This window comes from Bacillus sp. MUM 116, assembly GCF_001866655.1.
Lineage (GTDB): Bacteria > Bacillota > Bacilli > Bacillales > Cytobacillaceae > Neobacillus.
Window position 1 is genome coordinate 1 of the sequence record NZ_MLYR01000069.1, and the last position, 26,858, is coordinate 26,858.

At 38.1% G+C, this 26,858-nt stretch carries 26 protein-coding genes; 4 read left to right on the plus strand and 22 right to left on the minus strand.

The genetic code is table 11. The annotated features are described in order from the left end of the window. Nucleotides 1-126: 126 nt before the first annotated feature. From BIV60_RS16915 to BIV60_RS16950, 9 genes are all read right to left on the minus strand, one after another. Nucleotides 127-2,709: a DEAD/DEAH box helicase gene (locus BIV60_RS16915; RefSeq protein ID WP_071356878.1), complete on the minus strand. Its 2,583-nt coding sequence runs from the start codon at nt 2,707-2,709 to the stop codon at nt 127-129. Between the two features lie 206 nt (nt 2,710-2,915). After that, entirely contained in the window at nt 2,916-2,999 is an 84-nt protein-coding gene (locus tag BIV60_RS31010; protein WP_371261554.1) for a putative holin-like toxin, read from the minus strand. A gap of 106 nt (nt 3,000-3,105) precedes the next feature. After that, nucleotides 3,106-3,297: a YbxH family protein gene (locus BIV60_RS16920; protein WP_071356879.1), complete on the minus strand. Its 192-nt coding sequence runs from the start codon at nt 3,295-3,297 to the stop codon at nt 3,106-3,108. Between the two features lie 142 nt (nt 3,298-3,439). Then, nucleotides 3,440-6,109 (minus strand): pyruvate, phosphate dikinase, encoded by a 2,670-nt coding sequence (ppdK, locus tag BIV60_RS16925; RefSeq protein ID WP_071356880.1) that lies wholly within the window; start codon nt 6,107-6,109, stop codon nt 3,440-3,442. A 3-nt stretch (nt 6,110-6,112) separates the two neighbouring features. Next, a complete protein-coding gene (locus tag BIV60_RS16930) occupies nt 6,113-6,928 on the minus strand; it encodes a pyruvate, water dikinase regulatory protein (RefSeq protein ID WP_071356901.1) in 816 nt (271 codons plus the stop codon). A gap of 17 nt (nt 6,929-6,945) precedes the next feature. Then, the gene (ccpN, locus tag BIV60_RS16935; RefSeq protein ID WP_071356881.1) at nt 6,946-7,572 is read right to left on the minus strand and encodes a transcriptional regulator CcpN; all 627 of its coding nucleotides are present in this window, start codon (nt 7,570-7,572) and stop codon (nt 6,946-6,948) included. A gap of 175 nt (nt 7,573-7,747) precedes the next feature. Continuing rightward, the gene (locus BIV60_RS30515; RefSeq protein ID WP_071356882.1) at nt 7,748-8,098 is read right to left on the minus strand and encodes a zinc finger domain-containing protein; all 351 of its coding nucleotides are present in this window, start codon (nt 8,096-8,098) and stop codon (nt 7,748-7,750) included. Between the two features lie 115 nt (nt 8,099-8,213). Continuing rightward, a complete protein-coding gene (locus BIV60_RS16945) occupies nt 8,214-9,689 on the minus strand; it encodes an amino acid permease (protein WP_071356883.1) in 1,476 nt (491 codons plus the stop codon). A gap of 376 nt (nt 9,690-10,065) precedes the next feature. Then, nucleotides 10,066-11,478 (minus strand): aminotransferase-like domain-containing protein, encoded by a 1,413-nt coding sequence (locus BIV60_RS16950; protein WP_177177326.1) that lies wholly within the window; start codon nt 11,476-11,478, stop codon nt 10,066-10,068. Between the two features lie 133 nt (nt 11,479-11,611). Between BIV60_RS16950 and BIV60_RS16955 the strand changes: the two genes are divergently transcribed. Further along, entirely contained in the window at nt 11,612-12,511 is a 900-nt protein-coding gene (locus BIV60_RS16955; RefSeq protein WP_141770478.1) for a DMT family transporter, read from the plus strand. A gap of 36 nt (nt 12,512-12,547) precedes the next feature. Here the strand turns inward: BIV60_RS16955 and BIV60_RS16960 are convergent, their stop codons facing one another. Next, a complete protein-coding gene (locus BIV60_RS16960; RefSeq protein WP_071356886.1) occupies nt 12,548-13,165 on the minus strand; it encodes a LysE/ArgO family amino acid transporter in 618 nt (205 codons plus the stop codon). Between the two features lie 131 nt (nt 13,166-13,296). Between BIV60_RS16960 and pdxR the strand changes: the two genes are divergently transcribed. Beyond that, nucleotides 13,297-14,748, plus strand: coding sequence for a MocR-like pyridoxine biosynthesis transcription factor PdxR (pdxR, locus tag BIV60_RS16965; RefSeq protein ID WP_071356887.1), 1,452 nt, complete (start codon nt 13,297-13,299; stop codon nt 14,746-14,748). Between the two features lie 134 nt (nt 14,749-14,882). Here the strand turns inward: pdxR and BIV60_RS16970 are convergent, their stop codons facing one another. Next, nucleotides 14,883-16,040, minus strand: a complete 1,158-nt coding sequence (locus BIV60_RS16970; RefSeq protein WP_071356888.1) for a pyridoxal-phosphate-dependent aminotransferase family protein — start codon at nt 16,038-16,040, stop codon at nt 14,883-14,885. 316 nt (nt 16,041-16,356) lie between these two features. Between BIV60_RS16970 and BIV60_RS16975 the strand changes: the two genes are divergently transcribed. Next, entirely contained in the window at nt 16,357-16,551 is a 195-nt protein-coding gene (locus BIV60_RS16975; protein WP_071356889.1) for a hypothetical protein, read from the plus strand. A 64-nt stretch (nt 16,552-16,615) separates the two neighbouring features. Here BIV60_RS16975 and BIV60_RS16980 read toward each other — a convergent pair whose 3' ends face one another. From BIV60_RS16980 to BIV60_RS17025, 10 genes are all read right to left on the minus strand, one after another. Next, nucleotides 16,616-17,323, minus strand: coding sequence for a DNA alkylation repair protein (locus BIV60_RS16980; RefSeq protein WP_071356890.1), 708 nt, complete (start codon nt 17,321-17,323; stop codon nt 16,616-16,618). A 72-nt stretch (nt 17,324-17,395) separates the two neighbouring features. Beyond that, complete coding sequence (locus BIV60_RS16985; protein ID WP_071356891.1) at nt 17,396-18,310, minus strand: VOC family protein; 915 nt, start codon at nt 18,308-18,310, stop codon at nt 17,396-17,398. A gap of 42 nt (nt 18,311-18,352) precedes the next feature. Then, nucleotides 18,353-18,535: a hypothetical protein gene (locus BIV60_RS16990; protein WP_071356892.1), complete on the minus strand. Its 183-nt coding sequence runs from the start codon at nt 18,533-18,535 to the stop codon at nt 18,353-18,355. Between the two features lie 797 nt (nt 18,536-19,332). Further along, the gene (locus BIV60_RS16995) at nt 19,333-20,172 is read right to left on the minus strand and encodes a YitT family protein (protein WP_071356893.1); all 840 of its coding nucleotides are present in this window, start codon (nt 20,170-20,172) and stop codon (nt 19,333-19,335) included. 383 nt (nt 20,173-20,555) lie between these two features. Further along, nucleotides 20,556-20,936 (minus strand): VOC family protein, encoded by a 381-nt coding sequence (locus BIV60_RS17000; RefSeq protein WP_071356894.1) that lies wholly within the window; start codon nt 20,934-20,936, stop codon nt 20,556-20,558. An 84-nt stretch (nt 20,937-21,020) separates the two neighbouring features. Beyond that, nucleotides 21,021-21,536 (minus strand): SRPBCC domain-containing protein, encoded by a 516-nt coding sequence (locus BIV60_RS17005; RefSeq protein ID WP_071356895.1) that lies wholly within the window; start codon nt 21,534-21,536, stop codon nt 21,021-21,023. Nucleotides 21,537-21,565: 29 nt separating this feature from the next. Continuing rightward, the gene (locus tag BIV60_RS17010) at nt 21,566-21,910 is read right to left on the minus strand and encodes an ArsR/SmtB family transcription factor (protein ID WP_071356896.1); all 345 of its coding nucleotides are present in this window, start codon (nt 21,908-21,910) and stop codon (nt 21,566-21,568) included. A 331-nt stretch (nt 21,911-22,241) separates the two neighbouring features. After that, nucleotides 22,242-23,213 (minus strand): polysaccharide deacetylase family protein, encoded by a 972-nt coding sequence (locus BIV60_RS17015; RefSeq protein ID WP_256218443.1) that lies wholly within the window; start codon nt 23,211-23,213, stop codon nt 22,242-22,244. Between the two features lie 107 nt (nt 23,214-23,320). Then, the gene (locus BIV60_RS17020; RefSeq protein ID WP_071356897.1) at nt 23,321-23,674 is read right to left on the minus strand and encodes a hypothetical protein; all 354 of its coding nucleotides are present in this window, start codon (nt 23,672-23,674) and stop codon (nt 23,321-23,323) included. A gap of 357 nt (nt 23,675-24,031) precedes the next feature. After that, on the minus strand, nt 24,032-24,637 hold the full coding sequence (locus BIV60_RS17025) for a hypothetical protein (RefSeq protein WP_071356898.1): 606 nt from the start codon (nt 24,635-24,637) through the stop codon (nt 24,032-24,034). Between the two features lie 296 nt (nt 24,638-24,933). Here BIV60_RS17025 and BIV60_RS17030 point away from each other — a divergent pair, with 296 nt between their 5' ends. After that, a complete protein-coding gene (locus BIV60_RS17030; RefSeq protein ID WP_071356899.1) occupies nt 24,934-25,734 on the plus strand; it encodes a polysaccharide deacetylase family protein in 801 nt (266 codons plus the stop codon). A gap of 582 nt (nt 25,735-26,316) precedes the next feature. Here BIV60_RS17030 and BIV60_RS17035 read toward each other — a convergent pair. Further along, nucleotides 26,317-26,511 carry a hypothetical protein gene (locus BIV60_RS17035; RefSeq protein WP_071356900.1) on the minus strand — a complete coding sequence of 65 codons (195 nt, stop codon included), beginning with the start codon at nt 26,509-26,511 and terminating at the stop codon, nt 26,317-26,319. Nucleotides 26,512-26,858 lie beyond the last annotated feature (347 nt).

The following is a 26,858-nucleotide window of genomic DNA, read 5'->3' on the forward strand; positions in this document are numbered from 1 at the left end:
GATAGATGGTGTCTAACAATTGGGGTGCAGTTCAATAAGGAAATCAGGGGTTTTGTTTTCTAAAAGCTTTCGTATTAATTATGGCCAACTATTAGCTCCTAAACAGGAAGGACATATATTTTTATCCTAAAAATCAAACTCATCATCATTCCGATGGCGGCGGTATTTGGCCGCATGACAGGAATCACAGATTGGGAAAGCATGATCCCACGGGAGATTTCTTCCACAATTCTTACATTTTTTCACAAACTTCTTGATATCTGTTTTTAACCGGTCTTGAACCCCGTCACTTACCTCTTCACGCAGACGTTCCCAGTATATCGCTTCCGTCTTTTCACCCAACCGGTACAAAAACAAAAGGTGGAGACCGATTGCTTTATAAGAAAGTTCAAGTTCCTCAAGGCTGCGGTCCTTTACAATCGGTTCAGGAAGTTCTCTTCCTTCTATAATCGCATACATCGTTTGCTCCCATTGCTTTGTCAGCATAGGTTCATTTTTAGAAAAAGGTAAATGCAGGAACCCATAAAGATCCATAAGCGGAAGCCGTACTTCGATTTCTGTTCCGGCAATCAACTGGTATAATGATCGTTCTTCTGATAGTGAAGCTTTTTTCGTTCCTTTTGGACTTTCGAATTTTTCCCAAAGATCAAAGAAAGTCCCTAAATCTCGATAATAATGAAGGAATCGTTCAAAAACCGAATTAGTTGGGGCAATGGCAAAAGTATGAACCGGTTGATCCTCCTGCATCAGGAGTCGACGCATCGTTTTAATATCATTTGTGAAGGCAACCCTTCCGACATCATAAATCCCTTTTCTGCCGGCACGTCCGGCAATTTGCTTCACCTCTTGGGACGAAAGCAGCCGCCGTTTTGTTCCATCAAATTTTTCATTTTCCAAAAAGACAATTCTCCGGATGGGCAAATTTAGCCCCATACCAATTGCATCTGTTGCAACAATGACTTTTGTTTTTCCATCATTAAATTGCTGAATTTGCTTTTTCCTTGTTTCCGGAGGCATACTGCCGTATAACATGCTGACCCTATGGCCGTCATTTTGCAGCCTTGAAGCCGTTTCAAGCACACGCCTTCTCGAAAAACAAATCAGCGCATCCCCTTTTTTTACATGTTTGATATGAAATTCCCTCGATTCCACTTCAAGCGGGGTATCCCTAGTGTACTCATGAATCTCAATATCGGAGTCACCTAAAAGCTCAAGCAGCATATTTATGGAATTCCGACTGCCGATAATATGCACTTCCTTGGCATTTGCTTTTGTAATCGCCTTGTACCAAGAAAATCCCCGGTCCTTATCGGTAATCATTTGCGCTTCATCAATTACTACCACGTCATAGAATTCTTTTTCGTGAAACATTTCGACCGTGCAAGAAATATGTTTGGCTTCAGGAACGATTTTTTCCTCTTCACCGGTTTTTAAGGAGCATAATGTTCCTTCATTATTCAATTTATCATAAACTTCCAGCGCCAACAGGCGGAGCGGGGCCAAATATATGCCGCTGTCAGCTGTTTTCATCTGTTCAAGGGCATGGTATGTTTTTCCGGTATTGGTTTCTCCAATATGAAGCACATAGCGAACCGATTTTCCCAATGATGGATTATATTCCTGACCAAATATATCCTCCATCATCCGGGCTTCTTCTTCTCTTTTTCGTTGTAATTCCGCTTCTTCTTCCGCTCTTTTTCGTTCTCTTTCCGCAAAATCTTTTTCAAAAATTTCTCGGTGAACCTCCAACTCAAATGGAACGTCTACCAGTTTTAATAGGTCAGATACATATTCCTCCTGGATATCCTCAATAAAATACTCCTCCACCTCATAAATGAGATTTGCGATACTATTTTTCACAAAAGGAATGGACAGTTTTTCGTGAAAGGTATCTTGATATTCGTGATGAATTTTTTCAGGAAGTTTTTCCAATACTTTTTGCGGCAAAAGTGCGGAAACATAGTCAGAAATTAAACTTTCATATACAAAAAAATAGGTCTGATATTCGTAAAAGCTTCGGCCCCAGTGAAGCGTTTTATGAATATCGCCGGTAAGTTCTTCAAAAAAACTCGCCAAAGTGGTATAAGCATTCGGATCAAAATTCCCTTGATTGACCAGTTTTTCTTCTAGGGCAAAGGTATCGACAGATTGGAATTTCAGATTATTTTCAAAATCTGCCGCTAATTGAACCGCAATAAATCTTCGGATATAAAGATAGAAGTTTTGGTAATGATCTTCAATAAATTCTGCCGCAAAGGAATCAATTTCATTTTGAAGCAGTTGTTTATCAGCTTGCAGTTTATGCTCTTCTTCCCTTTTCAAAAAATCTGCTTTCGCTTTATAGGATCTTTTTTCCCATTTATCTTCGTCGCCATCAAAGGTTTCCTGCAGCCATTTAAAGGCATCAAATGGCTGATAAGTCCGCATTTCATCACGAAAAAGCTTGTTGATTAATTTCCGGTCAACCCCCTCGACCACAAATCCTTTTTCCTTCAAAAATGCCTTCTTTTCATTTCTGGGCACATCGTTGGTGGATTTATTCAGCCAAACATTGATCCAAATTTGTTCGGCATACTGTTTCCGGTCAGAAAGATATTGTTCAAAGCTTGGTATTGTTTCTTTCGTTTCCAAATAATGATCTATATCTTCGTATAGCTTTTTTTTCGTATGTTCGATTGCTTGAGGATAAATGGCCATTAATTTACTCATTTCGTTTGTCTCCTCGTTAAAATTATATCTTTTCTGATTTCTTTTTTCCTTTATATTATGTATAATGAGTTCATAGAGATCGAATAGTAAAAAAGACCGAGCATGGCGTAAGCTTACTCGGTCCATGCAATAGTCGGTTCCCCATGGGGAGTCGGCATATTGGTAAGAAATAGTCCACCGCTTATGCTTGTCGGCTCAAGGGTGGATTATTTTTTTTTGTAAAATGACAGCACAGTGACAATGAGACTTGCAAATGAAAATGCCAGCATCAAAGCTTGATAAACTGTCAAACGGCATCACCCCCTTTCAATAGGAGTGATCCGACCACCCTTGAGAAATCCTATTCTATTGCATTTCTAATTATAGCATTAATTCCCACTTCGAACAAGCGTTCCCTTAAATATTATGTTGGTTACAATATTCGTCAACCAAATCCTCGATTTGATCCAATTCCGGGAATTTTCCTGAAAACTGAAATTTAATTTCTTCAATAAAATGATCCCGATTATATACGTGGATGGCTCCATCTTGCCCAATCACGCTATATTCAGGTACAAAACGGTAACCACTTCTCTCGATTGCCCCCATCATCATGCTCCTTTTTCCTAGTTTTGGGTAGTATTTGCAGAAGTTGGGGGAATCATCCTTGTTATCGAATAAATGGATTATTACCGTCAGAACAAAAATGAACGGAACCCCATAAAAGGATACCGCTCACAATTCACAAACCTTATGCGGTTGTATAAACCTCTTTTTTGTTTTTCTCATGACGAATCGTTGCTTGTGCCGCAGCCAGGCGAGCCAGCGGTACTCGGTATGGCGAACAGCTCACATAGTCAAGTCCAGTTCTGTAGCAGAAATCAATGGAGCTCTTTTCACCGCCGTGTTCACCACAAATACCGGTTTTCAGTGAAGACTTTGTGCCACGGCCAAGCTTTACGCCCATTTCAACTAATTTACCGACACCGTCCCGATCAAGCACCGCGAACGGATTCTCCGGAAGAACCTTATGCTCAATATATGCCTGCAAGAACTTGCCCTCTGCATCATCACGGCTGTAGCCGAAAGTCGTTTGCGTTAAATCATTCGTACCAAATGAGAAGAAATCCGCTTCTTCTGCAATTTGATCTGCCGTTAGCGCCGCTCGTGGAATCTCAATCATCGTACCAATCGTGTAATCGAATTGCTTTCCTGTTTCTTCTTGAACACGTACACCAGCATCAACCACTAGTTGACGCATTTCCTTTAATTCATTCACATGTCCGACAAGCGGAATCATGATTTCAGGCTTCACTTCCATGCCTTTATTCGCCAGCTTAGCTGCTGCATAGAAAATCGCTTTTGCCTGCATTTCGTAGATTTCCGGATAAATCATCCCCAAACGGCAGCCGCGGTGGCCAAGCATTGGGTTGAACTCATCTAATTGACGGACCTTTTTCAGCAATAATTCTTTTTCCTTCAAATCAGCGGAGCCCGGATTTAAAATTTGCAGCTTCGTTACTTCGACTAAAAGCTCCTCTTTATCCGGAAGGAATTCATGTAATGGCGGATCAAGTAAACGAATCGTAACCGGATGCCCTTGCATCGCTTCAAAAATCCCTTCAAAATCGCCCTGCTGCATTGGCAATAACTGGTCAAGAGCTTCCATACGCTCGGCGTAGTTCTCGGCTAAAATCATTTTTTGCACGATTGGGATTCGCTTAAGATCCATGAACATGTGCTCAGTGCGGCACAAGCCGATTCCACCGGCACCGAAATCAAATGCCTTTTTCGCATCCTCTGGATTATCAGCATTGGCACGGACGCCGATTTTCCGTTCTTGGTCCGCCCATGCTAATAATAATTGGAATTCATCGGATAACTCAGGGTCAATCATTGGAATTTCTCCAAGCATGATTTCACCGGTAGAACCATCAATCGTAATCGTATCGCGGTATTTAACAACCGTTTCGCCAACCGTAAATTGTTTTGCTTTTAAATCAATTTTCATTGCCTCACAACCGCAGATACAAGCTTTACCCATCCCCCTCGCAACAACGGCTGCGTGGCTTGTCATACCGCCGCGGCTTGTTAAAATTGCTTGCGAGGCAACAATACCGTGGATATCATCCGGGGTTGTTTCTGGTCGAACAAGGATCACTTTTTTACCTTCGTTACCTAATTGTTCCGCTTCGTCCGCATCAAAGACAACCTGACCAGTTGCCGCTCCAGGTGAGGCCGGCAAGCCTTTCGCTAACAATGTACGCTGGTATTTATCATCAATACGGCGGTGCAGCAATTGGTTTAGCTGATCTGGATCTACCCGAAGCAACGCCGTCTTTTTATCAATAATTCCTTCTGCCACCATTTCCACCGCAATGCGGATGGCTGCCTGAGCTGTCCGTTTTCCGTTACGAGTTTGCAAGATAAAGAGTTTGCCGCGCTCAACCGTAAATTCAATATCCTGCATTTCCTGATAATGCTGCTCTAAGCGTTTGCACGTATCGGTGAATTGCTGGTAAACTTCAGGCATTTCATCCTTTAGAGTTGCAATTGGCTGCGGTGTACGAATTCCGGCAACAACATCCTCACCCTGTGCATTAATTAAGTATTCCCCGTACAACACATGTTCACCAGTAGAAGGATTTCTTGTGAACGCTACGCCTGTTCCGGAATCATTTCCCATATTTCCAAATACCATACTTTGAATATTTACTGCAGTTCCTAAGTGATCCGGGATTTTATTTAAGCGGCGATACACGATTGCGCGCTGATTATTCCAAGAATCAAACACCGCATTTATTGCTAAGAAGAGCTGCTCTTTTGGATCCTGCGGAAACTCTTTCCTTGTATGCTTTTTGACGATTCCTTTATAGCCGACAATAACTTCCTGCCAGTCTTCTGCACTCATTTGAGGATCAGAGGAATAGCCTTTTTGCTCACGAACTTCTTCCAATAATTCTTCGAAAAAATACGTATCGATGTCTAACACAACATTGCTGAACATTTGAATGAAACGGCGATATGAATCATAAGCAAAACGAGAGTTGTTTGTTAACTTTGCCATACCTACAACGGTTTCATCATTCATACCAAGGTTTAAAACCGTATCCATCATTCCTGGCATAGAAAATACAGAACCGGAACGGACAGAAACTAGTAATGGATTTTTCGCGTCACCCAATTTTTTTCCCATTTTTTCTTCCAAACGATTTAGCGCTTCTAAGCTCTGAGCCTCTACTAAAGCAGGGATTTTTTTGCCAGATTCATAGTATGCATTACAAGCTTGTGTAGAAATCGTGAATCCAAAAGGTACCGGGAGGCCAATCCGTGTCATCTCTGCTAAGTTTGCACCTTTTCCTCCCAGCGATTCTTTCATATCGCCATTTCCCTCATGAAACAGGTATACGTATTTTTCCATTGGTTAAAAGCTCCTCTCTTTTTTTAAAATTTCTAAAATGAGACCGGCTGTTTCCTCGACTGCCTTATTGGAAACATCAATAATCGGACAGCCCACACGTTTCATAATTTTTTCCGCATGCTCCAGTTCGTCCAATATCCGTTCAAAGCTCGCATAGCTGGCCTTAGAACCGAGTCCTAATGCTTTTAATCGCTCTTTCCGGATTTCATTTAATTTATCCGGAGAAATGATTAATCCAATACAATTACGTCGTGGGATTTCGAATAGTTCATCCGGCGGCGGCACCTCCGGAACTAATGGAACGTTTGCTACTTTAAAGCGTTTATGTGCCAAGTACATGGAAAGTGGTGTCTTTGATGTTCTTGATACACCTATTAATACGATGTCTGCTTTGGTAATTCCCCGGGGATCACGTCCATCATCATATTTAACTGCAAACTCAATCGCCTCAATTTTCCGAAAATACTCCTCGTCCAATTTTCTCATCATACCAGGCTGATGATGCGGGGTTTTATTAAATTTTGTGGTAAAGGCATTCATTAAAGGGTTTAGCAAATCAACTGCATAAATCCTCTCTTCTGCTGCACGCTGGTCCAAATATTCCTTTAAGGAAGGAACCACGATGGTATAAGCGATGATGCACCGGCCGTCTTTTGCTAATAAAATTACATCTTCAATATCTTCAAAATCCTCCACATAGGAACTGCGGCGGATTTCTACATGGCCCCCGTTAAATTGGGTGGCCACCGCTTTTACCACAAGCTCAGCCGTTTCCCCAACTGAGTCAGATACAACATAGACCACTTCTTTTTGATCCAAAATTCCTGCCACTCTCCTCAACCAAGTTTTTGTTCCATTATTTCAAGGTATGCCCTTGTAATTGTGGTCTTCGTAATCCGACCTACCAGTAAATATGTTTCATCCTCCATTTCCTTTACAACAGGTAATGAATCAATGTGATTATTAATCATCTTTTTTGCTGCTTCGAGTAAGGATTCTTCCGGGTTAATCGTGATGATATTGGGCATCCGGGTCATGATTACACTAACCGGGAGCTCGTTGAGGTTTTGATTTCCAATCGCAGTTCGAAGCAAATCCTTTCGGGAAATGACTCCCGCCAAGTTTCCTTCTTCATCGACAGCATAAAGCGTGCCTACATCTTCTAAAAAGAGTTGAACAATGGCGTCATACACAGAGGTTGATTTTTCTACCACAATCGGATGGGCTTTAAAATCACTTACCTTTTGATGTAAAAACTTTTCAGCATGCTGCTTAACTTCTAATTCTTGATTATAAAAATAACCAACCCGGGGTCTTGCGTCCAAATTGCCGGACATTGTTAAAATCGCCAGATCTGGTCGCAGTGCGGCTCTTGTTAATGACAACTTTTCGGCAATTTCCTTCCCCGTAATCGGACCGCTTTCTTTTACAATTTGCAAGATTTCGTCCTGCCGTTTTGTCAGTTTAATAACTTCCGCCCTCCTCTCAAAAAATAGGTACTATTCTGACGGAATTTTTAAATGTGTTATACTTATTTGTATTTAGTATATTACATTTGAACAAAATGCGAAACATTTATTTCTACATTTTTTCGACAATATTTTAAAAAATGAAAAAATCCCATCCTTTAAGGTGGGATCATTTTTGGCAAAAAGGGCAAAAAAATGATTTTCGCGATGCTATTGTTGTTTTTTTAATCGGAATTTGGCAGCGAATGCATGGCTGATTTTCACGGTCATAAACCTTGCAAAATTGGTTGTAGCTGCCTGTCAGAGTATCCCCTTTGTAAAAAGGCTTTTCTAAATAGCCACCGTGCTTTAGTGCATCGGTTAAAACATTTTTCATCGATTGAAACAAACGAATTGACTCTTCCTCCTTTAATGAACGCAAAAAAACCGGACATTCCTGGAGGGACAATATCTGCTTGATATATAAAAATAATGTCCTTCCAGCAACACTGGAGAGACAAATTCTGTTTGAAATCCCCAAAAATGTCCTTCCAGCAACAATGGAGGAACAAATTCTGTTTGAAATCCAAAAAAATGTCCTTCTAGCAAGCAACACTAGAGGGACATTGTTTCAAACCATATCCGGTTTCTTCTTATTAATAATGTTCTTCTTCAAACGAACATTCTTTAAGCGGAATCACTTTCGTTTTATGCACGATTTTATAACCGAGCCAAACAATTAAAAAGATAGGAAGCCCAATATAGGAAACAGCTGCACCGTACCAATCAATTTTATCCGCAGTAAAGGCTTGATAGTTTTGCCCAAGAATAATAACGATACACATAGCGAGGGCAAGCAGCGGACCAAGTGGGAACCATTTCGCCCTGTACTTAAGTTGATTCAGGTCTCTTCCTTGGGCATTATAGGCTATTCTAAAACGATAATGGCTTACAGCGATACCAAGCCAGGCAATAAAACCGGTTAAGCCAGAGGCATTTAATAACCATGTATACACCTGATCACCAAAAATCGAAGTGAGAAACGCTAAAGCTCCAACAATTGTTGTCGTAACCAGTGCATTCATTGGAATACCGCGCTTATTTACATTTTGCAAAAATTTAGGGGCTTGTCCATCCTTAGCCATCGACCAAAGCATCCGTGTTGCAGCATATAATCCTGATGACCCGCAGGATAATACAGACGTTAAAATAACGGCATTCATGACAGATGCAGTAAAGGCAATACCCGCTTTCTCAAATACGAGCGTAAACGGACTCACCGCAATACTATCAACATCCCCGCCTAATAGCTGCGGACTTGTAAACGGAATGACGAGACCAATGACCGCTATAGCGCCAATATAGAATAATAGAATACGCCAAAATACTTGTCGGATGGCTCTTGGTACGTTTTTCCCAGGATTTTCACTTTCTCCGGCAGCAATCCCGACAAGCTCTGTTCCTTGGAAAGAAAAACCCGCGATAAAGAAAATACTTAATACCGACATAAAGCCGCCATGTACGGGAGCATCCCCGATTGTAAAGTTTTTAAAACCGAGAGATTCACCGCCAAAAATACCAAAAATGGTCAGCACGCCAACGCCAATAAAAACGATAATTGTAATAACTTTAATTAATGCGAACCAATATTCTGACTCACCGTAACTTTTAACCGACAAAGCATTTAATAAAAACATAAGTCCTAAAAACAGTACGCTCCACACGATGCTTGGAACATTTGGAAGCCAAAATTTCATAATAATGGCGGATGCAGCAATTTCAACTGCCACGGTAACTGCCCAGTTAAACCAATAATTCCACCCAAGGGCAAATCCCAATGCTGGATCCACAAATCGGCCTGCATATGTTGCAAAGGATCCCGAAACCGGCATATGGGTCGCCATTTCCCCAAGGCTTGTCATTAAAAAATAAACCATAATTCCAATTAATCCATAGGCCAGCAGCGCACCACCAGGTCCTGCAGTATGTATTGAAGCACCTGTCGCTAAAAAGAGACCCGTTCCGATTGATCCTCCAATCGCAATCATCGTCATGTGGCGTGCTTTTAAATTTCGTTTAATTGTGACTTCTTCACTACCTGGAATTTCCTCGTTCTTTTTAACAACTGCCATCCACGTCCCGCCTTTCTTATTGGAATATAAATTTAATATTTTACACTTTTTTCCCTTTCTCCTTGTTCCCTTCCTTTCTAGTCATTTCTTGTTTTAATAGATTTAAATATAAAAAAACCAGGCAAGACATCTATCTTCTATAAAGATGTTCGTATTACGAATATTCCTTACGAAGTGTCCAATGTCTGTCTGGTTTTCATTAAAATTACGCAAAAGGGACAACTGTTATTTCACATTATGTAATCGCTTACTTAATTAGCGACAGTCAAACGAAATTATCGCCGGCCTCATCTATTATTATATGGACTGAAAATTATCGTGTCAATATAGCTATTAGAAATTTTCGAAAAATAAATATATTAAAAATACTATTCAGCTATAAAACATTCATCAAGATTTCTTTAATCACCAAGACTCCTTTTTCCATTTCCTCAAAGCTTGCATATGAATAAGACAAACGAATGGATGATTGATGGTCATGATAAATAAAACCAGGATTAATTAAAACATTTCTATTTACACATTGCTTAAATAATTTTTGCAAATTCATTTTTTGCTTGAAAATTACCCAAATAAATAATCCCCCTGATGGTTTGGACCATGAAGCAAATTCACCTAAATGAAGTTCCAGCAGTTCAACCAGATAATCTCTTTTTTCCCTTAAAATCTTTCTTACCTTTTTTAAATGATTTTCATACATCCCTGAAGCAAGCAGCTCTTTTATTAGTAATTGAGATAGGTAACTTGAACCATAGTCTGTTTGCATTCGTACATCACGAAGTCGTTTAATCACTTCTTCAGGACCTGCCAACCAGCCAATCCGAAGACCAGGTGCAATGGTTTTTGAAAAACTGCCAATATATAAAATTTGTCCATTTTTATCTAATGCTTTTAATGGCGGAGGCGGTGGGTCTTCCAGCCATAAATCCCTAAAAATATCATCTTCAATGATTGGCAGCTGATAGTGACGGCATTTATCTAATAGGGTTTTTCTTTGTTCCAATGACAATGTAGTCGTAGTCGGATTATGGAAAGTAGGATTGATAAAAAGCGCCGAAGCGTTTTTGGTAAAGGTATGTTGAAATAAATCTTCCATCCTTAGCCCATTTTCATCCACGGGAATTCGCTTGATGGACATTTCTGCTGGAAATAGATGAATGGAATGTAAATAAGAAGGACTTTCTAAAAATACTGTTGACCCTCTTTTTAAGATCCCAATCGTAATTAATTTGAGTGCCTGCAGTGCACCCGAAACGACTAAAATAGATTCGGGTTTCATTTTAATACCGTTTTTTTGGAGATGCATGCTAATTTCTTTTCTTAAACCAAGATCCCCCAAACCGTCCCCGTATCCGAAATCCTGAATTTGGATCGATGCTTTCATCATAGCTTCAGTAATTTCTGAATGCGGAAATAGATTTGGTCCAAGTTCCCCTTTACTTAGTTGGATGATATCTTTTCTTGTTTCTAAATCATTAATCAATTGTACTGCATGAACACTTGAAGGCTGCAGGGACCATTTCGTTAAATCATTCCAGTCGGGAGGGGGAATCTCTGATTCTAGTGACCATTGATTTTGAATGACATAAATACCGCTTCCGGTTTTCCCCTCTAAGAACCCTTCGGACTTCACAATTTCAATCGCTGTTATAACCGTACTTCTATTGACACCAAACTTTTCTGCTATTTCCCGCTGGGTTGGAATTTTACTTCCGATGACCCATTCCCCTTGTGCGATTTTTTCCCGCATCCAGTGGACGATTTGAAGATATCGAGGTGTTTTATTCATGCACATCATTCTTTCTGTTGATTTTCAAATTTGTTGGTTTTTTTCTTATACAATTGGTTGGCGATTTCCATTCTTTTTTATTTTATTATAATTTTACAACATTTACTATGTATGTGAGAAATGAGGAAAAATCATGAATAGTAGACTTTTCGTTGCTTACAGTTTGATTATTGTTGCTTGGGGATCGGCTTTTCCCGGAATTAAGACTGCGCTTCAATCTTATAGTCCGGAACATCTTGCCCTGTTTCGTCTGATGATTGGCTCTATTAGTCTTATAATTTTTGCGATCATTAAGAAAATAAAATTACCAGATTTTAAAGACATCCCCGTCATTTTGCTTTTGGGTTTTTTAGGCTTTATGATCTACCATACAGCTTTAAGTATGGGCGAAAAAACGGTCAGTGCAGGGATGTCCAGTTTATTGGTATCCACGACACCGATTTTCTCAGCCATTTTAGCCGCTCTTTTTCTAAAAGAAAAATTTAATAAAATGAGGTGGATTGGCTCCTTAATCGCTTTTTGCGGGATTGTGATCATTTCCTTTGGTTCAGGAATACCGCAATCTGCTTATGTAAAAGGTGTTATCTTCATTTTAATTGCAGCCTTAGGGGAAAGCTTTTACTTTATTTTTCAAACAAACTTTTTAAAAAAATACGGTTTCATCCCTTTTACGATTTATACCATTATTGCAGGGACACTCTTCATGCTGATTTTTTTGCCGGGCTTGGGAAAAGAAATCGCAGCAGCCTCCTATTCCGCCACTTTTTCGGTTATTTATCTGGGGCTGGTTCCAACTGTTCTGTCCTATTTAGCAATGGCCTTTGTTACAGAAAAGGCGGGTGCTTTGGCAGCAACAAGTTCTTTATATTTAACACCTGTTGCAGCTTTAGTGATTTCATGGATTTTCTTGAACGAAGTGCCTACTTGGGTATCGTTAGTTGGCGGAATTATGACCCTAGTTGGGGTAAGTGTATCGGGAATCAATCTTAAAAAGTATGAGGATGGTTCTGAAATGGTGCGGAAAAGTGTTTGAATAAAAAGAGATTGGAGATGGCCCCAATCTCTTTTCCTATTTCATAAACAGCGTTAACACCAGGTAAACCGCTGCCCCCCACATAACCACGGCGGATATTTTATTCAATACCAAGATAAAGTTTCCTGTTTTGTCAAGCTTTCCACTTAACCGTCCAAATAGCGAAAGTCCGAAAAACCAAAGCCACGAAACCAAAATACACGCAAAAGTAAAAATGACTTTTTCTTCCTCATGGTATTTTAATGAACTCGTTCCAATCACACCCATCGTGTCCATGATTGCATGAGGGTTTAGTAAGGAAACAGATGCTGCAAAAAGGATTTGTTTTTTTAAAGAAAATTTCTCCGCCATTTCTTTCTTTTGATTACCAGGTTTACTATTCCATGTGGTCCATCCCATATAAACCAAAAAGATAAACCCGCCCCCAATTAAAATCGTCTTGATCCATATTGACCCAAGAATAAGCAATGAAACTCCTAAAACAGCGATCAAGATTAACAGAGTATCACATAAAGAAGCGGTTATGACTGCTGGTAAAACCTTATTATAGCGAGGTTGCAGCACCCCTTGATTAAAAATAAAAACATTTTGCACCCCTAAAGGGAGGATTAGTCCGAGTGCAAGAATAAAGCCATGGATAAATGGTTCTAACATCAAAAATTCTTCCTTTCTATATATCAGCTAAACTTATTTTAGTTGGAAATTAGTTTCATGTCTCCAACCAATTGGATGGAATTAAAACCAACCAAGTTATATAATCATCAATAAAAAGGAGAACCAACTCTATGTTTACAATCGATTGGAAACCAAATAAATCATCACCTGTCCCATTACATAAACAAATAACCGATTTTATTAAAGAAAAAATATCAAATGGAGAGTGGATAATCGGATGTAAGCTTCCTCCCCAACGTTCATTAGCAAATGCCCTAGGCGTGAATCGAAGTACCGTTGTTGCTGCTTATGATGAATTAATCGCGGAAGGTCTTATTGAAGGAAAAAGCGGGAGCGGTACCAGAGTGGTAAATAATACATGGAATCTTTTGGCCACTACCCCTCCCCCAGATTGGGGATCATACGTAAACTTTGGAATTCATAAGCCAAACTTGCCAACGATTCAAGAAATCAATCAAGCTGAATTTATACCTAACATCATCCGTTTGGGAACTGGGGAACTTTCGCCATCTCTTATACCCAAAACATTAATGAAAAAGGTTTTTCAAGAATTGTCTGGGAAAGAAATATCTTATGGTTATGAAGAACCGAAGGGTTTGCTGCCCCTAAGGGAACAAATAGCCGAATATTTAAGGAACATTGGGATTCAAGCTTCTCCTTCTTCGATTTTAATTGTGTCAGGGGCTTTACAAGCCTTGCAGCTGATCAGTGTTGGTTTACTACATAAAGGCTCCACCGTGTTAACGGAAAAGCCATCCTATCTTCATTCATTGAATGTCTTCCAGTCAGCAGGTATGCGTTTAGTAGGAATCCCTTTGGATAAAGAAGGAATTGAAACCAATCATATTTCTCAATATAAAAAGCAACATAAAGCAGCTTTACTTTATACCATTCCCACATTTCACAACCCTACCGGAACATTAATGTCGGAGGAAAGGCGCCACCAGTTGTTAACGAATTGTCAACAAGAGCGGTTACCATTAATTGAGGATGATGTTTATCGGGAATTATGGTTGGATGATGAGCCGCCAACACCGATTAAGGCTTTTGACAAAAATGGGCTTGTCCTTTATTTGGGGAGTTTATCCAAATCATTAAGTCCTGGGCTTCGGATTGGTTGGATTGTTGGTCCAGAACCCGTAGTGGAGCATTTAGCGGATATTAAAATGCAAACCGATTATGGGTCCAGTTCTTTATCGCAGTGGGCTGCTGTTGAGTGGTTTTCAAGCGGGCTCTATTCACAACATCTTCATGAAGTAAGGAAAGTATTGAAAATGCGAAGAAATTTCACCTTAAATATTTTGAAAAAATATTTTTCTGATCTTGCCGTCTGGGAAAAGCCAAAGGGTGGATTTTATGTATGGGTGCGTTTGTTACCTTCAATCTCGATTAGAAAGTTATTTGAAATGGCACTTTCAGAGGGCATATTATTGAATCCAGGGAATGTGTATGATTATCAGTCTGAACAATATTTGCGGATTTCTTATTCGTTTGCTTCGCTTTCAGATTTAGAAGATGGGCTGCGTCGCTTAGCGGCAATTGTAAGAAGTTTGGCGAAATAGGAAGAGTGTGCTTTTGTTTGTCTACATTTTAGAGAAGAGCGCTAACCTGTCGCTCTTCTCATTAATTTGTCACGATAGATTCTAGTTTTTTCTGTTATATGTCCACCTAGAATAAAATTAATATAGTATCTCTATTACTTTCCTAGACTAGATAAAAAAACGTTTTGTGCCGCTCTCACTCCGACCCCAGGTTCAAACGGGTAGGAAAAATCCTGTAATCCCGCCTCGATGAGGGAAACAGCTTCGAGGATATCACTAGGGAAGCAATAGCCCATATGTCCAAATCGAAAAATTTTCCCCTGCAGATTGCCGAGTCCGCCGGCAAAATCAAGATGATATTTCTTCTTTAAATGTCCCAAAAAGGATGATAGCTCCAAACCTTCCGGTGTGCAGATTGCGGTTATTGTTGGTGAGGCAAACTCATCACTGGTCAATAAACCGATGGACAGAGCCTTCATAGCTTCACGAACCATATTTTTCATTAATTCATGACGTTCTACGGTTTTCGAAAATCCACCTTCCTCCTTAATTAAATCACAGACAGCTGAAAGTCCCATAATCAGGGAAATCGCTGGGGTGTTAGGTGTCATTCCTTTTGAAGCCCACTCCCGATAACTCAATAAATTTAAATAATACGCAGGTGTTCGATTCGCCTCAATTACTTTCCAGGCTCTTTCACTGACACTTAAAAGAGAAAGTCCAGGGGGAAGCATCATGGCTTTTTGAGAACCTGTTAAGAGAATATCGATGCCCCACTCGTCCATTTGTGCTGGGGCGCCGCCAATACAGCTTACCCCATCGACAATGAAGAGTGCATTGGTATGAGTGCGTACCACCTCTCCCAATTTATCAACCGGATTTAAAATCCCGGTAGAAGTTTCATTATAAGTGGCAAAAACCGCTTTAATGTTGGATAATGGTTTCAAAAATTCAATTAGATCTTCTGCCGTACAAGCCTCGCCCCAATCCTTCGCAAGCTTATGTACATGAAACCCATATTTTTCACAAATTGAAACGAAATAATCACCAAAAGCTCCAACCGAAATAACAACGACCTCTTCTCCAGGTGAAACAGTATTGACCGCTGCCGCTTCTAATGCAGCAGTCCCGCCTGAAGGCAGAAGCAAGATATCCTGCTTGGTCCCGAAAATAGGTTTTACACGGCGGGTGGTTTCTTGATATAAATTGACAAATTCCTCTGTACGATGGCTAATCATATCCTGAGCCATGGCCAGTTCTACTTTTTTAGGAATTGGAGTTGGCCCTGGATGTCTTAAAATATTTGGATACATACATTTCCCTCCGTTTTATAAAAATTATTCTTCCGCAAAACTCTTCCCATTTAATTAATAATCAGATTCTTCAAAAAAATACAGAAAGCCACTTCCGCATCCGGGGTGCCAAGTGACTGAACCTGTATGGAGACAATGGCCGCAAATTCGTCCCGGATTACCTGACCCCGCTCAAACCATTTTACCCCAATAAAAGGAGAATAGGCTAGAGCCACAAAATAGAAAGATTTTTAAAAAATATAATTTTTACAAAATTCAGTTATTGATATATTATATTTATAAGCAGATATGTATAAAAAACCGGAGGGCAAATGATGTGAACAAGAAAAATAAGGTTGTTAGTTTAAAAAAGTATAAAAAAATGAAAAGAATAAGAAAAAATACTGAATTGTTTGCAGTAATCACGTTGTTCCTAACCATTGCTTTTTCCTTGTTTGCTTCTCAATTTGTTACACCAAATGGTAACTTGCATATCCAAACATTTACTGAAACTCATGCATTGTTTCGATAATTAAAAATCTACCATCTATCTTACATTTTCAATTTTCGGAGTCCAGCTCCAAAAACAAACCAAGCTAACACCTGACATATTTGCGCTTGAAACCAATCCGACCTCGTTCTATTTCCTTTTGGATATTTTCGTACGCATGCAGAATACTGCTTTTTTTCTTATCCCGTCTGATTTCGACTGGGCCTACTGCCTTTGCGGTTTCAACCGCCTTATCATGGAGCGGCAAATAGGAAATCCCAACCGTGTAAATAAAATTATTCATAGCGGATTTTGTTCGATCAGGAGAATCAAGAATCGTATTTTTTACCTGATCAAGCATACTAGAAATCTTACTTTCACTGAATTCACTGTCCAAGCGATTTCCCAAAAGCCAGCAGTAACAGCTCCAGCCTGCCGACATTCTAAGTTCATCACCGCTTGAGATCCATTTATCTGCAACATCTTGCGCAATATCAGTTTCAGCCAAAGTTACAGCCACCACAAAATCAGACAGCATATAAAAATACGCCGCATCTATCCAACGCTCAAAATCAGCCTCAGACATTGACATTGGGTCCGCAATGATGCCGGCAAAATACATAGCATCGTAGTTTCCGGTTGCGTAAAGCTGCTCAGATAAAGGCTGATTTTTCTTGATTTTTTTTGCAAGCGGCTTCATTGCGCCGGTAGCCACGCCAAAAATCGGCTCGTGTGCACCATTGCTTAAGTAAGTCTTTTTAGTTCGTTCCTTTCCGAGCACTTCCAGTTCCTGCATAACCATTTCGAAATCCATCGTTTTACACTTCCCTCCTTAATAATCATAGCCACCTCATTGTGACCATCCAGCTTCCATACTGTATTCTCTTTATCCTTTGTATGCTTTCTGCAATTCCACAAGATCAAATTTCTTCATTTTTAGAAATGCTTTCGTTACGCGCGCAAGTTGCTCAGGTGTGCCCTTGCTCATCATCTTGTCCATTTCACTCGGCACAATCTGCCAGGATATACCAAACTGATCTTTTAACCAGCCACATTGCTCGGCTTCAGGAACCGCTGAGAGCTTTTCCCAATAATAATCAATCTCTTCTTGTGTGTCGCAGTACACCATAAATGAAATGGCCTCGTTAAAGCTGAATTTATGCTCGTGCGCGCTATCCATTGCAGCAAACCACTGATTTTCTAAGCTAAAATCAGAGAACATGATCGTTCCTTCTTTGTCAGGTTCCATCCCTTTAGGGTAGCGGGCGATAAGTCCCTGCTTTGCGGTCTTAAATACTGATAAATAAAAACGAATCGCCTCTTCCGCCATACCAAATTTATCACCGACAAACAAAAGTGATGGCACGATTGTAGGTCGCTCTTCACCTTCTGAATTGGATAGGATTAACTGCCAAGACAAACCATACTTGTCCTGGATCCAACCATACCTCTCACTGAACGGATATTGGTCAAGTGGCATTAACACTTTGCCACCTTCAGACAATTTAGTCCAAACCTCATTTATTTTTTCTCTTGCGTGTTTTTCTCGCGATGGGTCAAAATTAACGATGAAAGATACCGACGGATTGATCTTGAAATAAGGTCCTGCGCTGATTGCCATGAACTTCTGCCCCCAAAGCTCAAAAGAGACTATATCTGAGTCTCCTGAGGGTGTGTCATGTATAGTTGTTATATCTATAATTTTTGAGTCTGGGAATATACTAGCATAAAACTCAGCTGCTTCTATTGCCTCCTTGTCATACCATAAATGCGGAACGATTTTTTGATTTAGATTTTTCAAAGTGATTCCTCCTTAATTTATAAAAAACAATTTTTAAATTCATTAACCAATAAGTATTGGATTATTTTTATTAAATGTTTTAAAAAAAGGAATTGAGTAAAAGATTTTGAAATTTGCTTCTTTTTCACAAAAGGAACAAGTGCCTTGATCATTTTCAACTTTAACAACATGAGGAACATCAAGCCTGTTGAGTGCTTCCCTTACATGTTTTTTGCAAACTAACACTTTTATAACCCTCTTTCATCAAATTTTCTTAATGCAATTTAGGATAATTAAAAAAAGTGTCATCTTCTTCAATAACTTCTAGTTCACATCGTTTAGTTAAGGGACATTTCATACAATGATTAAATGAGTTCATCATTTTATATTGGCAACGTTTTTTAAACAAGCCTTTATATGGGCTATTCACTCGTACTTTATTAGTTCCTAACAACAATTGATAATCATTATCAATATCTAATTTAAATTATAATTGAAAATGATTATCAACGTCAACGAAAAAAAGAGCGACTTTTCACGCTTCTCTAGAAAGTTTTTCAACATGAATTCATATAACTTATGTTGTTTCTTTGCAAGCATCGGACTTTCTTTAAAGTCTTCTAAGATTAATTCATCAACTGGTAATACGGGCTGACTTAATAATACCCAACAAGCCAGCATTTTGCGATAAAAAATAAGAATCCATCTTGAAAAAAGATTGATCAAAATGGATTCTTATATTGTAGTATTAAGATTAATCTCTATAAAAAAGATTGATCATTTCTGCCTTTGTTGTTAAACCATCGAGCCCTTTAATGGATTATACAATTATTACCCAAATTTTTAATATATGGTGTAAAATAACTCTTCAGTTAAACCTTCAGGTAATCTCCATCCAGGAAACAACTTTTTTACAAGAGAATTGTCAAAATAAGAAGCAATTAATAAGGGGCTGACTCTGCCTGTAGATTAATAATTAAAACAGATAGATATCTATCTAATACCAACTCTACAAATTCTAACTTTTTTAAAACAACCTCTTATTAAGCTTTAGAAATATCAATAAATCCTTCTCCGAACACATCACGAACATCGTGTATAGCGATGAAAGCATTCGGATCAGTAGATTGAACAATCCGTTTCAACTTTATTACTTCTTGCTTACTAATAACAATATAAAGAATTTCCTTTGGAGTCTTTGTGTAATAACCATGACCCGAGTATACGGTTACCCCTCTGTCCATTGATGTAGTCACCTGTTTGGCAATGTCATTCGGTTTATCAGAAATAATCGTAATGGCCTTCTTTGTACTCAAGCCTTCGATTACAAATTCCATCACTTTCGTTCCTACATATAGCATAATAATTGTCAACATCAGCTTTTCTGCACCAATGACAAAATAAGATGAAAAAACAACTATTAAATCAAAAAACAATAGACCATAGCTAATGCTCCATCCTAAATACTTTTGTGTTATCTTTGCTAAGATGGTAGTACCTGCAGTTGTTCCGCCAACCCGAATGATTAAGCCAATCCCAGCACCAATAATGATTCCTCCAAAAATAGCATTCACCATCAATTCATCAGAAGCAATATTCCAGCCTTTTGTCAGATGAAGAAAAAGCGAATTAAAAACCACTGCAATAATCGTATAAATCGTTGTTACCTTATTCAAAAATTTATAACCAATTATTAATAAAAATGCATTCAGAATTAAGTTGACTAAACCTGGTGACCACTCAAATAAATAGTAGGTAATAATCGTGATACCAGTTACTCCTCCTTCACCAAGCTCGTTCGGAATAACAAATAAATTAACACCTAACGCAAAAATAAATGAACCAAAAATGATAAAAATAATGTCTGTGATTCTTTTTTTCATACACTACCTCACTGTTTATAAAAATATTTACTCAGGCACAAACTCTCACCATTATATCGTGGAATATTTAAATCGAACAGTAGTCTGTTTTTTATTTTAATACAGGATTTTAATCAAACTTTATACAAATTATCAATCTTTTATATTAACTATCGACTTTGTTTTAAATTATCAAACTTTATTCTAAATCTACAACAAAAGTAAACCAGCTAATAGTTTTTCAACATTTTTCACTAAAAGATTAATACCGAAAATGATATCTGTTAGACCGTCACTTTAAGCAAGAGATTCCTGTTTAAATCTTCACAATCTGTTTTGTAATTCAAACAATCAAAAAGGCGATGCCTTTATTCAAGCATCGCACTCTTAATTTGAATAGAAATTCACTTTTTTTCCATTACTGCAAAGTAATTATTTTCACTATCTGCAAAATTAAATACTCTACCTGAAGGCATATTTACAATTTCTCCGACTGTAACGTTTTTGTTTGATAAGTCACTATATAAATTATCGAAATTTTTCGAGAAGAACATTAAAGAAGGTGTTCCAAGATTTAATTCAGGCGACATTTTCGCAATAAATTCCTTATTATGGAGAATAATGCTTGTTTCAGCTTCTTTAGTTGGAGCAATTTCAATCCATCTCAAACCTTGACCATTGTCTTCCTCTGAAATTACACTAAACCCTACTTTTTCTGTCCAAAACTCCTTTGCTTCATCTTGGTTATTAATATACAACATGATTTGACCTACATTACTAATCATTGATATTTACACTCCTTTATATAATTAATTACAAAACTTACTGATTCTAAAATTTTCTAATCTAAAATCAGCGTTACGGTAACTCTACTTCAGCGACTCCACAAGCTCGTTCAAACGGTCCCAAGTTTCGGTGATGCCCTGCAGCATGCCCATGTCCATGACGGTCTTTAGGGCTTCTGCGGAAACATATTCAGCACGGTTTATCAGCTTTGTCTTTCCATCAAAATCGATGAATTCTAATGTGATCTCGGTCGATGGCATGGAGTCATTCAAATTGCCTTCAGCATCCGAAAAGTAATCGGTATAGACGATTTTCTCCGGCTCAATAATCTCCTTATAAACCCCTTTGCCCCAGGATTCCATACCATAAAATTGCCCCTGATTTTGATCGACACACTTCATACAGTAGTGCCAAACGCCTCCTGGACGGAAATCGACAGTGCAGACCGGAATCTCCCAGCCCCTCGGCCCCCACCAGCGTTTCAGATGCTCCGGCTCTTTAAACATCCTAAATACTAGATCGCGTGGCGCATCGAAAATGCGCTCCAGTACCAGTACCCGATCGTTCTCTACTCTCGACACCATTGCATTATTTGACATTTTAATTCCTCCTTGATCATGAAATGATTTTATGATTTTTCTTTTTTCTGCAATTCCTTCAAATAATCATCTAGATTGTCGAATCTTTCTTGCATTACGCTCCGGAAGGACTGTATCCAAGAATCCAGCGCTTGGAAGGGCTCAGGCCGGAGCTTGTAGATGCGGCGGTTAGCTTCGGCCTGAACTTCCACAATCCCGTTGTCGCTTAGCACTTTTAGATGCTTCGAAGTTTGGGGCTGCCTCAATCCCAGCTGGTCGGCGATTTCCCCCACGGTCAGGGGCCCGTCACGCAAGAGTTCAACGATATTCAAACGATTTGGTTCAGACAAAGCGCTCAGCGTCGTCATGTTCGCGTCCGGAATCTTCCCTGACATGTTGCTCACCTCGTCAAGTGATGGTCTCCGGTAAAATCAAATCTACATCATCACTAGTATTATCATCCTGTTGAATTGATTATACCCAACGAGGAATATTCCTGTCAAGGAATATTCAAAAATAAAAGGGATACTGGATCAGTTCCCAATTACAGAATCAAAATCCTTCATGGGTTGAGTAAAGTTGTATGCTCATTCCTCATAAATTCCAATTCATTGCGAAACGGTTTTTTCCATCTCTATATATTTCCGCTGCATTGTAGTCGTTATTTGTGCATTAAATAAAACAATTACCTATCTAGGATAGTGGATAATCTTTTTTTAAAATCCTTTAATATTTGTCTAAATTCGTTTTCTCTGTGCGTTTTTCACTCATAAGATCACTTACGGTACCAAGTTGGTATCCTTTTGCCTTAATGTTCGTTATCATAGCGTCAAGCCCTTCCGCAACAGGCTTTGTAGGATGCATAAGAACCATTGAACCATTATCCACATTTTTTACAATACGATTAACCATTTCTGTTGTTTGGGGCTTTTTCCAATCAACCGTGTCAACTGTCCATAAAATAGTCTTCATGTTAAGTTCGTTCGCGACTTGAACGGTTACTTGATTGAAACTTCCGCTTGGCGGTGCAAACCATTTCGGTTTTACACCAATGGTTTCTTCAATGATATTATTCGTCTTTTCCAGCTCTTTTATAGTATCGCTTTTGGAGCGCCTTTGAAGATCAGGGTGACTATAAGCATGGTTACCGATTTCATGACCTTCTTCGTAAATCATCATGGCTAGATCGGGATTCTTTTTAACCCAGCTGCCGTCAAAAAAGAATGTCGCTTTAACCTTGGAATCTTTAAGAACATTAAGAATGGTCGAAATGTATTCATTGCCCCAAGCAACATTGATCAACAGAGCCACCAGCGGCTTTTTCGGATTCCCCTTGTAAATGGGATTAGGTGGTAAATCCCCCAAATGAACGTTGGGCGATATTTCCTTAAGGACAATTTTGTTTTCAACAAATTTGGCATCTTTCTTCATTTTGTTATAGCTTGCCGTAATATCTACATCCAGCCCATTGTATCCGGGTATCGCCTTCCATATCCTATCAACGGTTGCATCAATCGGCTCAACTTTATGTTCATCCCTATACATTTGAATTTTTTTGTAAAGTTTATCGTTTTTCATTTCCAAAGAAGTTTTGCCGTTGCCCTTTGCGATGGTATTATATGGATTAATGAAGTTCACAAGTATAATCATGAACATACTTAGGATTACTATAAGAATTATCGGTCTTTTCCGCATCATAAAGGTCCCCCATGACATGGTATAGTCTTTTTAAATTGTCCATTGATTAAGGGGTTATGTGTTTATTTTTTAGAAACATGATAACTTAACTTGACCCCGAAAAACATTTAAAACATTAAATTTATTTGAGAAGTTTGTGTCCTTTTTGATGGATAAATGTTAAAAGATTCTGGAATCATATGTGTCGACCGGTAAAGCAATTCAGATACGGTAACACATGTATACCCATTCTTTTGTAAAAAATTCAAAATATTTCCTAATACATCTGCTGTTTTACAACTCTGAGTATCTTCAAAACCATGCCAATCATGAAATAATATTTTTTCCTTTGAATTTACTTCCCACACAACTTGCCCAGTTTTTTCAATCTCGAAACGACTAATAGTACGTGCAGCCGTATTTATTTGATAAGAAAATAAAAGAATCAATGAAAGAACTGAAATGAAAAGTATTTTCTTCATCGGGCACCTTCTTTAATAATAATGGACTTATTTTATGTAGCTTGTATGAAAATATAAATATGAAAATGAAAGAGGACCAAAATTATTCCTAATTTGTGTATAAGTTACTCTTTTAAAATCTTGCTTGTTTTTATGGGGATTGAATTGGAGTGCACAGTGACATATATAGATACGGCTGTTTTTCCTCATAAATTATTGTCAATTAGAATGTCAAATTACCTGACAAAATAACTTTTTCACCCCTAAACTGAACCCGTTACTATTAGGGACAACGTCCTCCATTAAATTGCCCTTAAAATAAGAAAGACGCGTTCCTAAATAAACGCGCCCGATTGTGGAATATTGATAAATACCTAACTAGACACAATTAAAAACATTTACCCCATTAGGATCCACGGTATTCATTGTTAAAAACCCTTTTATTATAGCTTCTTTTATTGTTACTTTTTCACCAATAACGGATTGAACGCTTTGGACTTCTTTACCAAACAACTCGGTAAGATCTTTTTCTAACCCTTCGGATTTTATCATTATTGTTATTCTTTCGAGTTTTCCAGTGTTGTCATCCAAATCTACAACATCAGAATGTGTTTGGAGTTCAATATCAAATTCATAAGGAGTTTTTATAAACGTTCTTCGATCGCTTATTTCAGCCTTCCAAGATAAAACCTTAGCATTATCACATATTTTGTCATGCTCTTCTTTTGATACTAAAAAACCAATGTGATCGAACATAATTTTCTTTCCGTAACCAAATGTAATATTCCCATTTCCTTTCTTCGCTTCTATGATTCGGAATAAAATGTTTTTATTCCGAAAATCATCCCATATTAATGGGGGATTGAAACTTTGAAACTTCCCTTGATATTTTCCGATACGCTGAGAAATATAAAAGCCATTATCCTCATAAAATTTTTCTGTTTCTTCTACATAAGGAGTCCAAAAATGATAATGGAAAAGCATAAAAGTCACCTCTTAATAAAAACTATTTTAATAATATTTCGATATTAATAAAGAGAATCCTTGTTTTACTAGACTCCTTAGGTTTGTCAATGGCCCTTAAATATCCAAAGGCACTTCCCTTATTACAGGAAAGCTCCCGCCCAATTATGAAAGAAAGGGTATCTCCTCTTCTATTGCATAAAATCTCTGTACCGTGAAACGACTAGATTCTACAAACAATTAATTACCTGTTTTCGATAAATATTTTTAATAAAGACAGCAAAAAATAAGTTCATCATAATGGAGGAGCGTATCCAATGAAAAAAATTTTGTTCATTACCATACTTTTATTGATTCCTTTATTCTCCTGTCAAGTACATGCCGATGCATCCACTAACAGTCGAGAAGCATATGAAAAAACAGGGCGTGTTATTTGGGAAGTAAACACAAATGAAAAATTAGTTGCCCTTACTTTCGATGATGGACCCCATCCTTATTTCACTCCACAAATACTTGATATATTGGCAAAACATGATGCTAAAGCTACCTTTTTTGTAGCTGGCAATAAAGTAGTCAGATTTCCTGATCTTTTAAAAAGAGAAGTGAAAGAGGGACATGAAATTGCTAATCATACTTTCCACCATATTTATGGAAATATAACATCGGCAAAACTATCATCCGAATTAGAAGAAACAGATAAAATGATTAAGAAATTTACTGGGTTAAAACCGTCACTTTATCGGCCTGTAGGAGGTTTTTATAATGATGTAATTATCAATACAGCTTTAAAAAATGGTAAAACGGTCGTATTATGGTCATGGGATCAAGATTCTCGTGATTGGGCAAATCCTCCAGCAAATCAAATGTGCAGTTATATAAAAAAAGGAATACGGCCAGGTAATATCATTCTTTTTCATGATTGGCATGGTAGTGAATATACTCAAACCTGTTCTACTGTTAAAGCATTAGATAACATTTTAGACTTTTTAGACAAGAAGGGGTATAAAAGTGTAACTGTATCTGAATTGCTCTATCGTTCAACACAATTAATTCCAGAATCTTTCGGAATCTATCCTTCAAAGAAAGAAAAAACTTCTCACATTAATTTAATGTTTTAAATGAATTTTTTGAATAATTCGCAAAAAAGAAATACCTTATTCTAATGGATCTTGTAAAAAGTTATTTCACAATCTGGCCCGATTGCTGAACTATTGGTATTTTCCAAGGTGACTCCTTAACCCTCGAATCTTTTCCAAACCACTTTTTACATTTTTTTCTATCTATCATGCCGTTTTTGGACTTATCTCGAATGTTCATAATTCGCCTCTGCATTTGTGACCCTTTTAATACACCATTAAATAATTCTTGATGTGAACTCTACACTTCTTTCCTTCCTTTTAAGAGCTGGCAATGAAATTCAAAAACCGTTTATTTGTGAAATGGCACCACCACCAAGTTTCTCTAAATAAAAAACGCAGGCTAATTTAAAAACCTGCGTTTTTTTTGCTTATTGGGCTCTTCAGTGCTGTAAATATTTATCTAACAAGAGCAAAACCCTTGTCATTTGTAAGCGTTTACAATTATAATAAATATGGTTGGATAACAAGTGGGGTTATCACCGGTGTTAGCGAAGGATGGGGCTGATACCATGGGTAAGAGCTAAAATAAGCTCTTTTTTTATTTGTCCCGGAATAAAACTGCTATCCTAAATTTTCAGGTTTATCTACGTAAAAGGACAGAATGTGCCCACAGAGACTACAATATTCTACTGATATAGGTGAAGGTTTACTACGAAGATTTTTATCGGAATACATATACACTTGGCCAACAGTACCTCCCATCACGCCTTTTTTAATGCCTTCATTTTCACATTTTGGACATATATTTTTTTTCATATAAGCCCCACCCTTTATTCGAAACGTTGGTAAGACCCCGATTAAGGATTTTATCCTTATATATATCTTAGATTATCAAACATTCAACAGCCGTAAGAAGGATCTCTAATTTTTTATTTTCTTCAAAGAGCTGTTCATTTTCTTCGGCCAATTCCCAAGGCGAAAAAAATTATATTTTTATTTTATGTAAGAAGAAAATCCCGAACTTTTCTTCTTCAAAAAGGAGGCAGAACACACCTGTGGTGCAACAGGCGCTTCGGTTTATACAACATATGCCTAATATGACTTTATGGCAGGGCTTGCCTAATTTACTTTTACTCCATATGAGCATTTAACAATTTAAGCAA

Bases quoted from the DNA above. Each gene is read 5' to 3' on its own strand.
- BIV60_RS16915 (WP_071356878.1), bottom strand. From the start codon at position 2,709: ATGAGTAAATTAATGGCCATTTATCCTCAAGCAATCGAACATACGAAA.
- BIV60_RS16920 (WP_071356879.1), bottom strand. From the start codon at position 3,297: ATGGGGGCAATCGAGAGAAGTGGTTACCGTTTTGTACCTGAATATAGC.
- ppdK (WP_071356880.1), bottom strand. From the start codon at position 6,109: ATGGAAAAATACGTATACCTGTTTCATGAGGGAAATGGCGATATGAAA.
- BIV60_RS16945 (WP_071356883.1), bottom strand. From the start codon at position 9,689: ATGGCAGTTGTTAAAAAGAACGAGGAAATTCCAGGTAGTGAAGAAGTC.
- BIV60_RS16950 (WP_177177326.1), bottom strand. From the start codon at position 11,478: ATGAATAAAACACCTCGATATCTTCAAATCGTCCACTGGATGCGGGAA.
- BIV60_RS16955 (WP_141770478.1), top strand. From the start codon at position 11,612: ATGAATAGTAGACTTTTCGTTGCTTACAGTTTGATTATTGTTGCTTGG.
- BIV60_RS16960 (WP_071356886.1), bottom strand. From the start codon at position 13,165: ATGTTAGAACCATTTATCCATGGCTTTATTCTTGCACTCGGACTAATC.
- pdxR (WP_071356887.1), top strand. From the start codon at position 13,297: ATGTTTACAATCGATTGGAAACCAAATAAATCATCACCTGTCCCATTA.
- BIV60_RS16970 (WP_071356888.1), bottom strand. From the start codon at position 16,040: ATGTATCCAAATATTTTAAGACATCCAGGGCCAACTCCAATTCCTAAA.
- BIV60_RS16980 (WP_071356890.1), bottom strand. From the start codon at position 17,323: ATGGATTTCGAAATGGTTATGCAGGAACTGGAAGTGCTCGGAAAGGAA.
- BIV60_RS16995 (WP_071356893.1), bottom strand. From the start codon at position 20,172: ATGAAAAAAAGAATCACAGACATTATTTTTATCATTTTTGGTTCATTT.
- BIV60_RS17000 (WP_071356894.1), bottom strand. From the start codon at position 20,936: ATGATTAGTAATGTAGGTCAAATCATGTTGTATATTAATAACCAAGAT.
- BIV60_RS17005 (WP_071356895.1), bottom strand. From the start codon at position 21,536: ATGTCAAATAATGCAATGGTGTCGAGAGTAGAGAACGATCGGGTACTG.
- BIV60_RS17010 (WP_071356896.1), bottom strand. From the start codon at position 21,910: ATGTCAGGGAAGATTCCGGACGCGAACATGACGACGCTGAGCGCTTTG.
- BIV60_RS17015 (WP_256218443.1), bottom strand. From the start codon at position 23,213: ATGATGCGGAAAAGACCGATAATTCTTATAGTAATCCTAAGTATGTTC.
- BIV60_RS17020 (WP_071356897.1), bottom strand. From the start codon at position 23,674: ATGAAGAAAATACTTTTCATTTCAGTTCTTTCATTGATTCTTTTATTT.
- BIV60_RS17025 (WP_071356898.1), bottom strand. From the start codon at position 24,637: ATGCTTTTCCATTATCATTTTTGGACTCCTTATGTAGAAGAAACAGAA.
- BIV60_RS17030 (WP_071356899.1), top strand. From the start codon at position 24,934: ATGAAAAAAATTTTGTTCATTACCATACTTTTATTGATTCCTTTATTC.
- BIV60_RS17035 (WP_071356900.1), bottom strand. From the start codon at position 26,511: ATGAAAAAAAATATATGTCCAAAATGTGAAAATGAAGGCATTAAAAAA.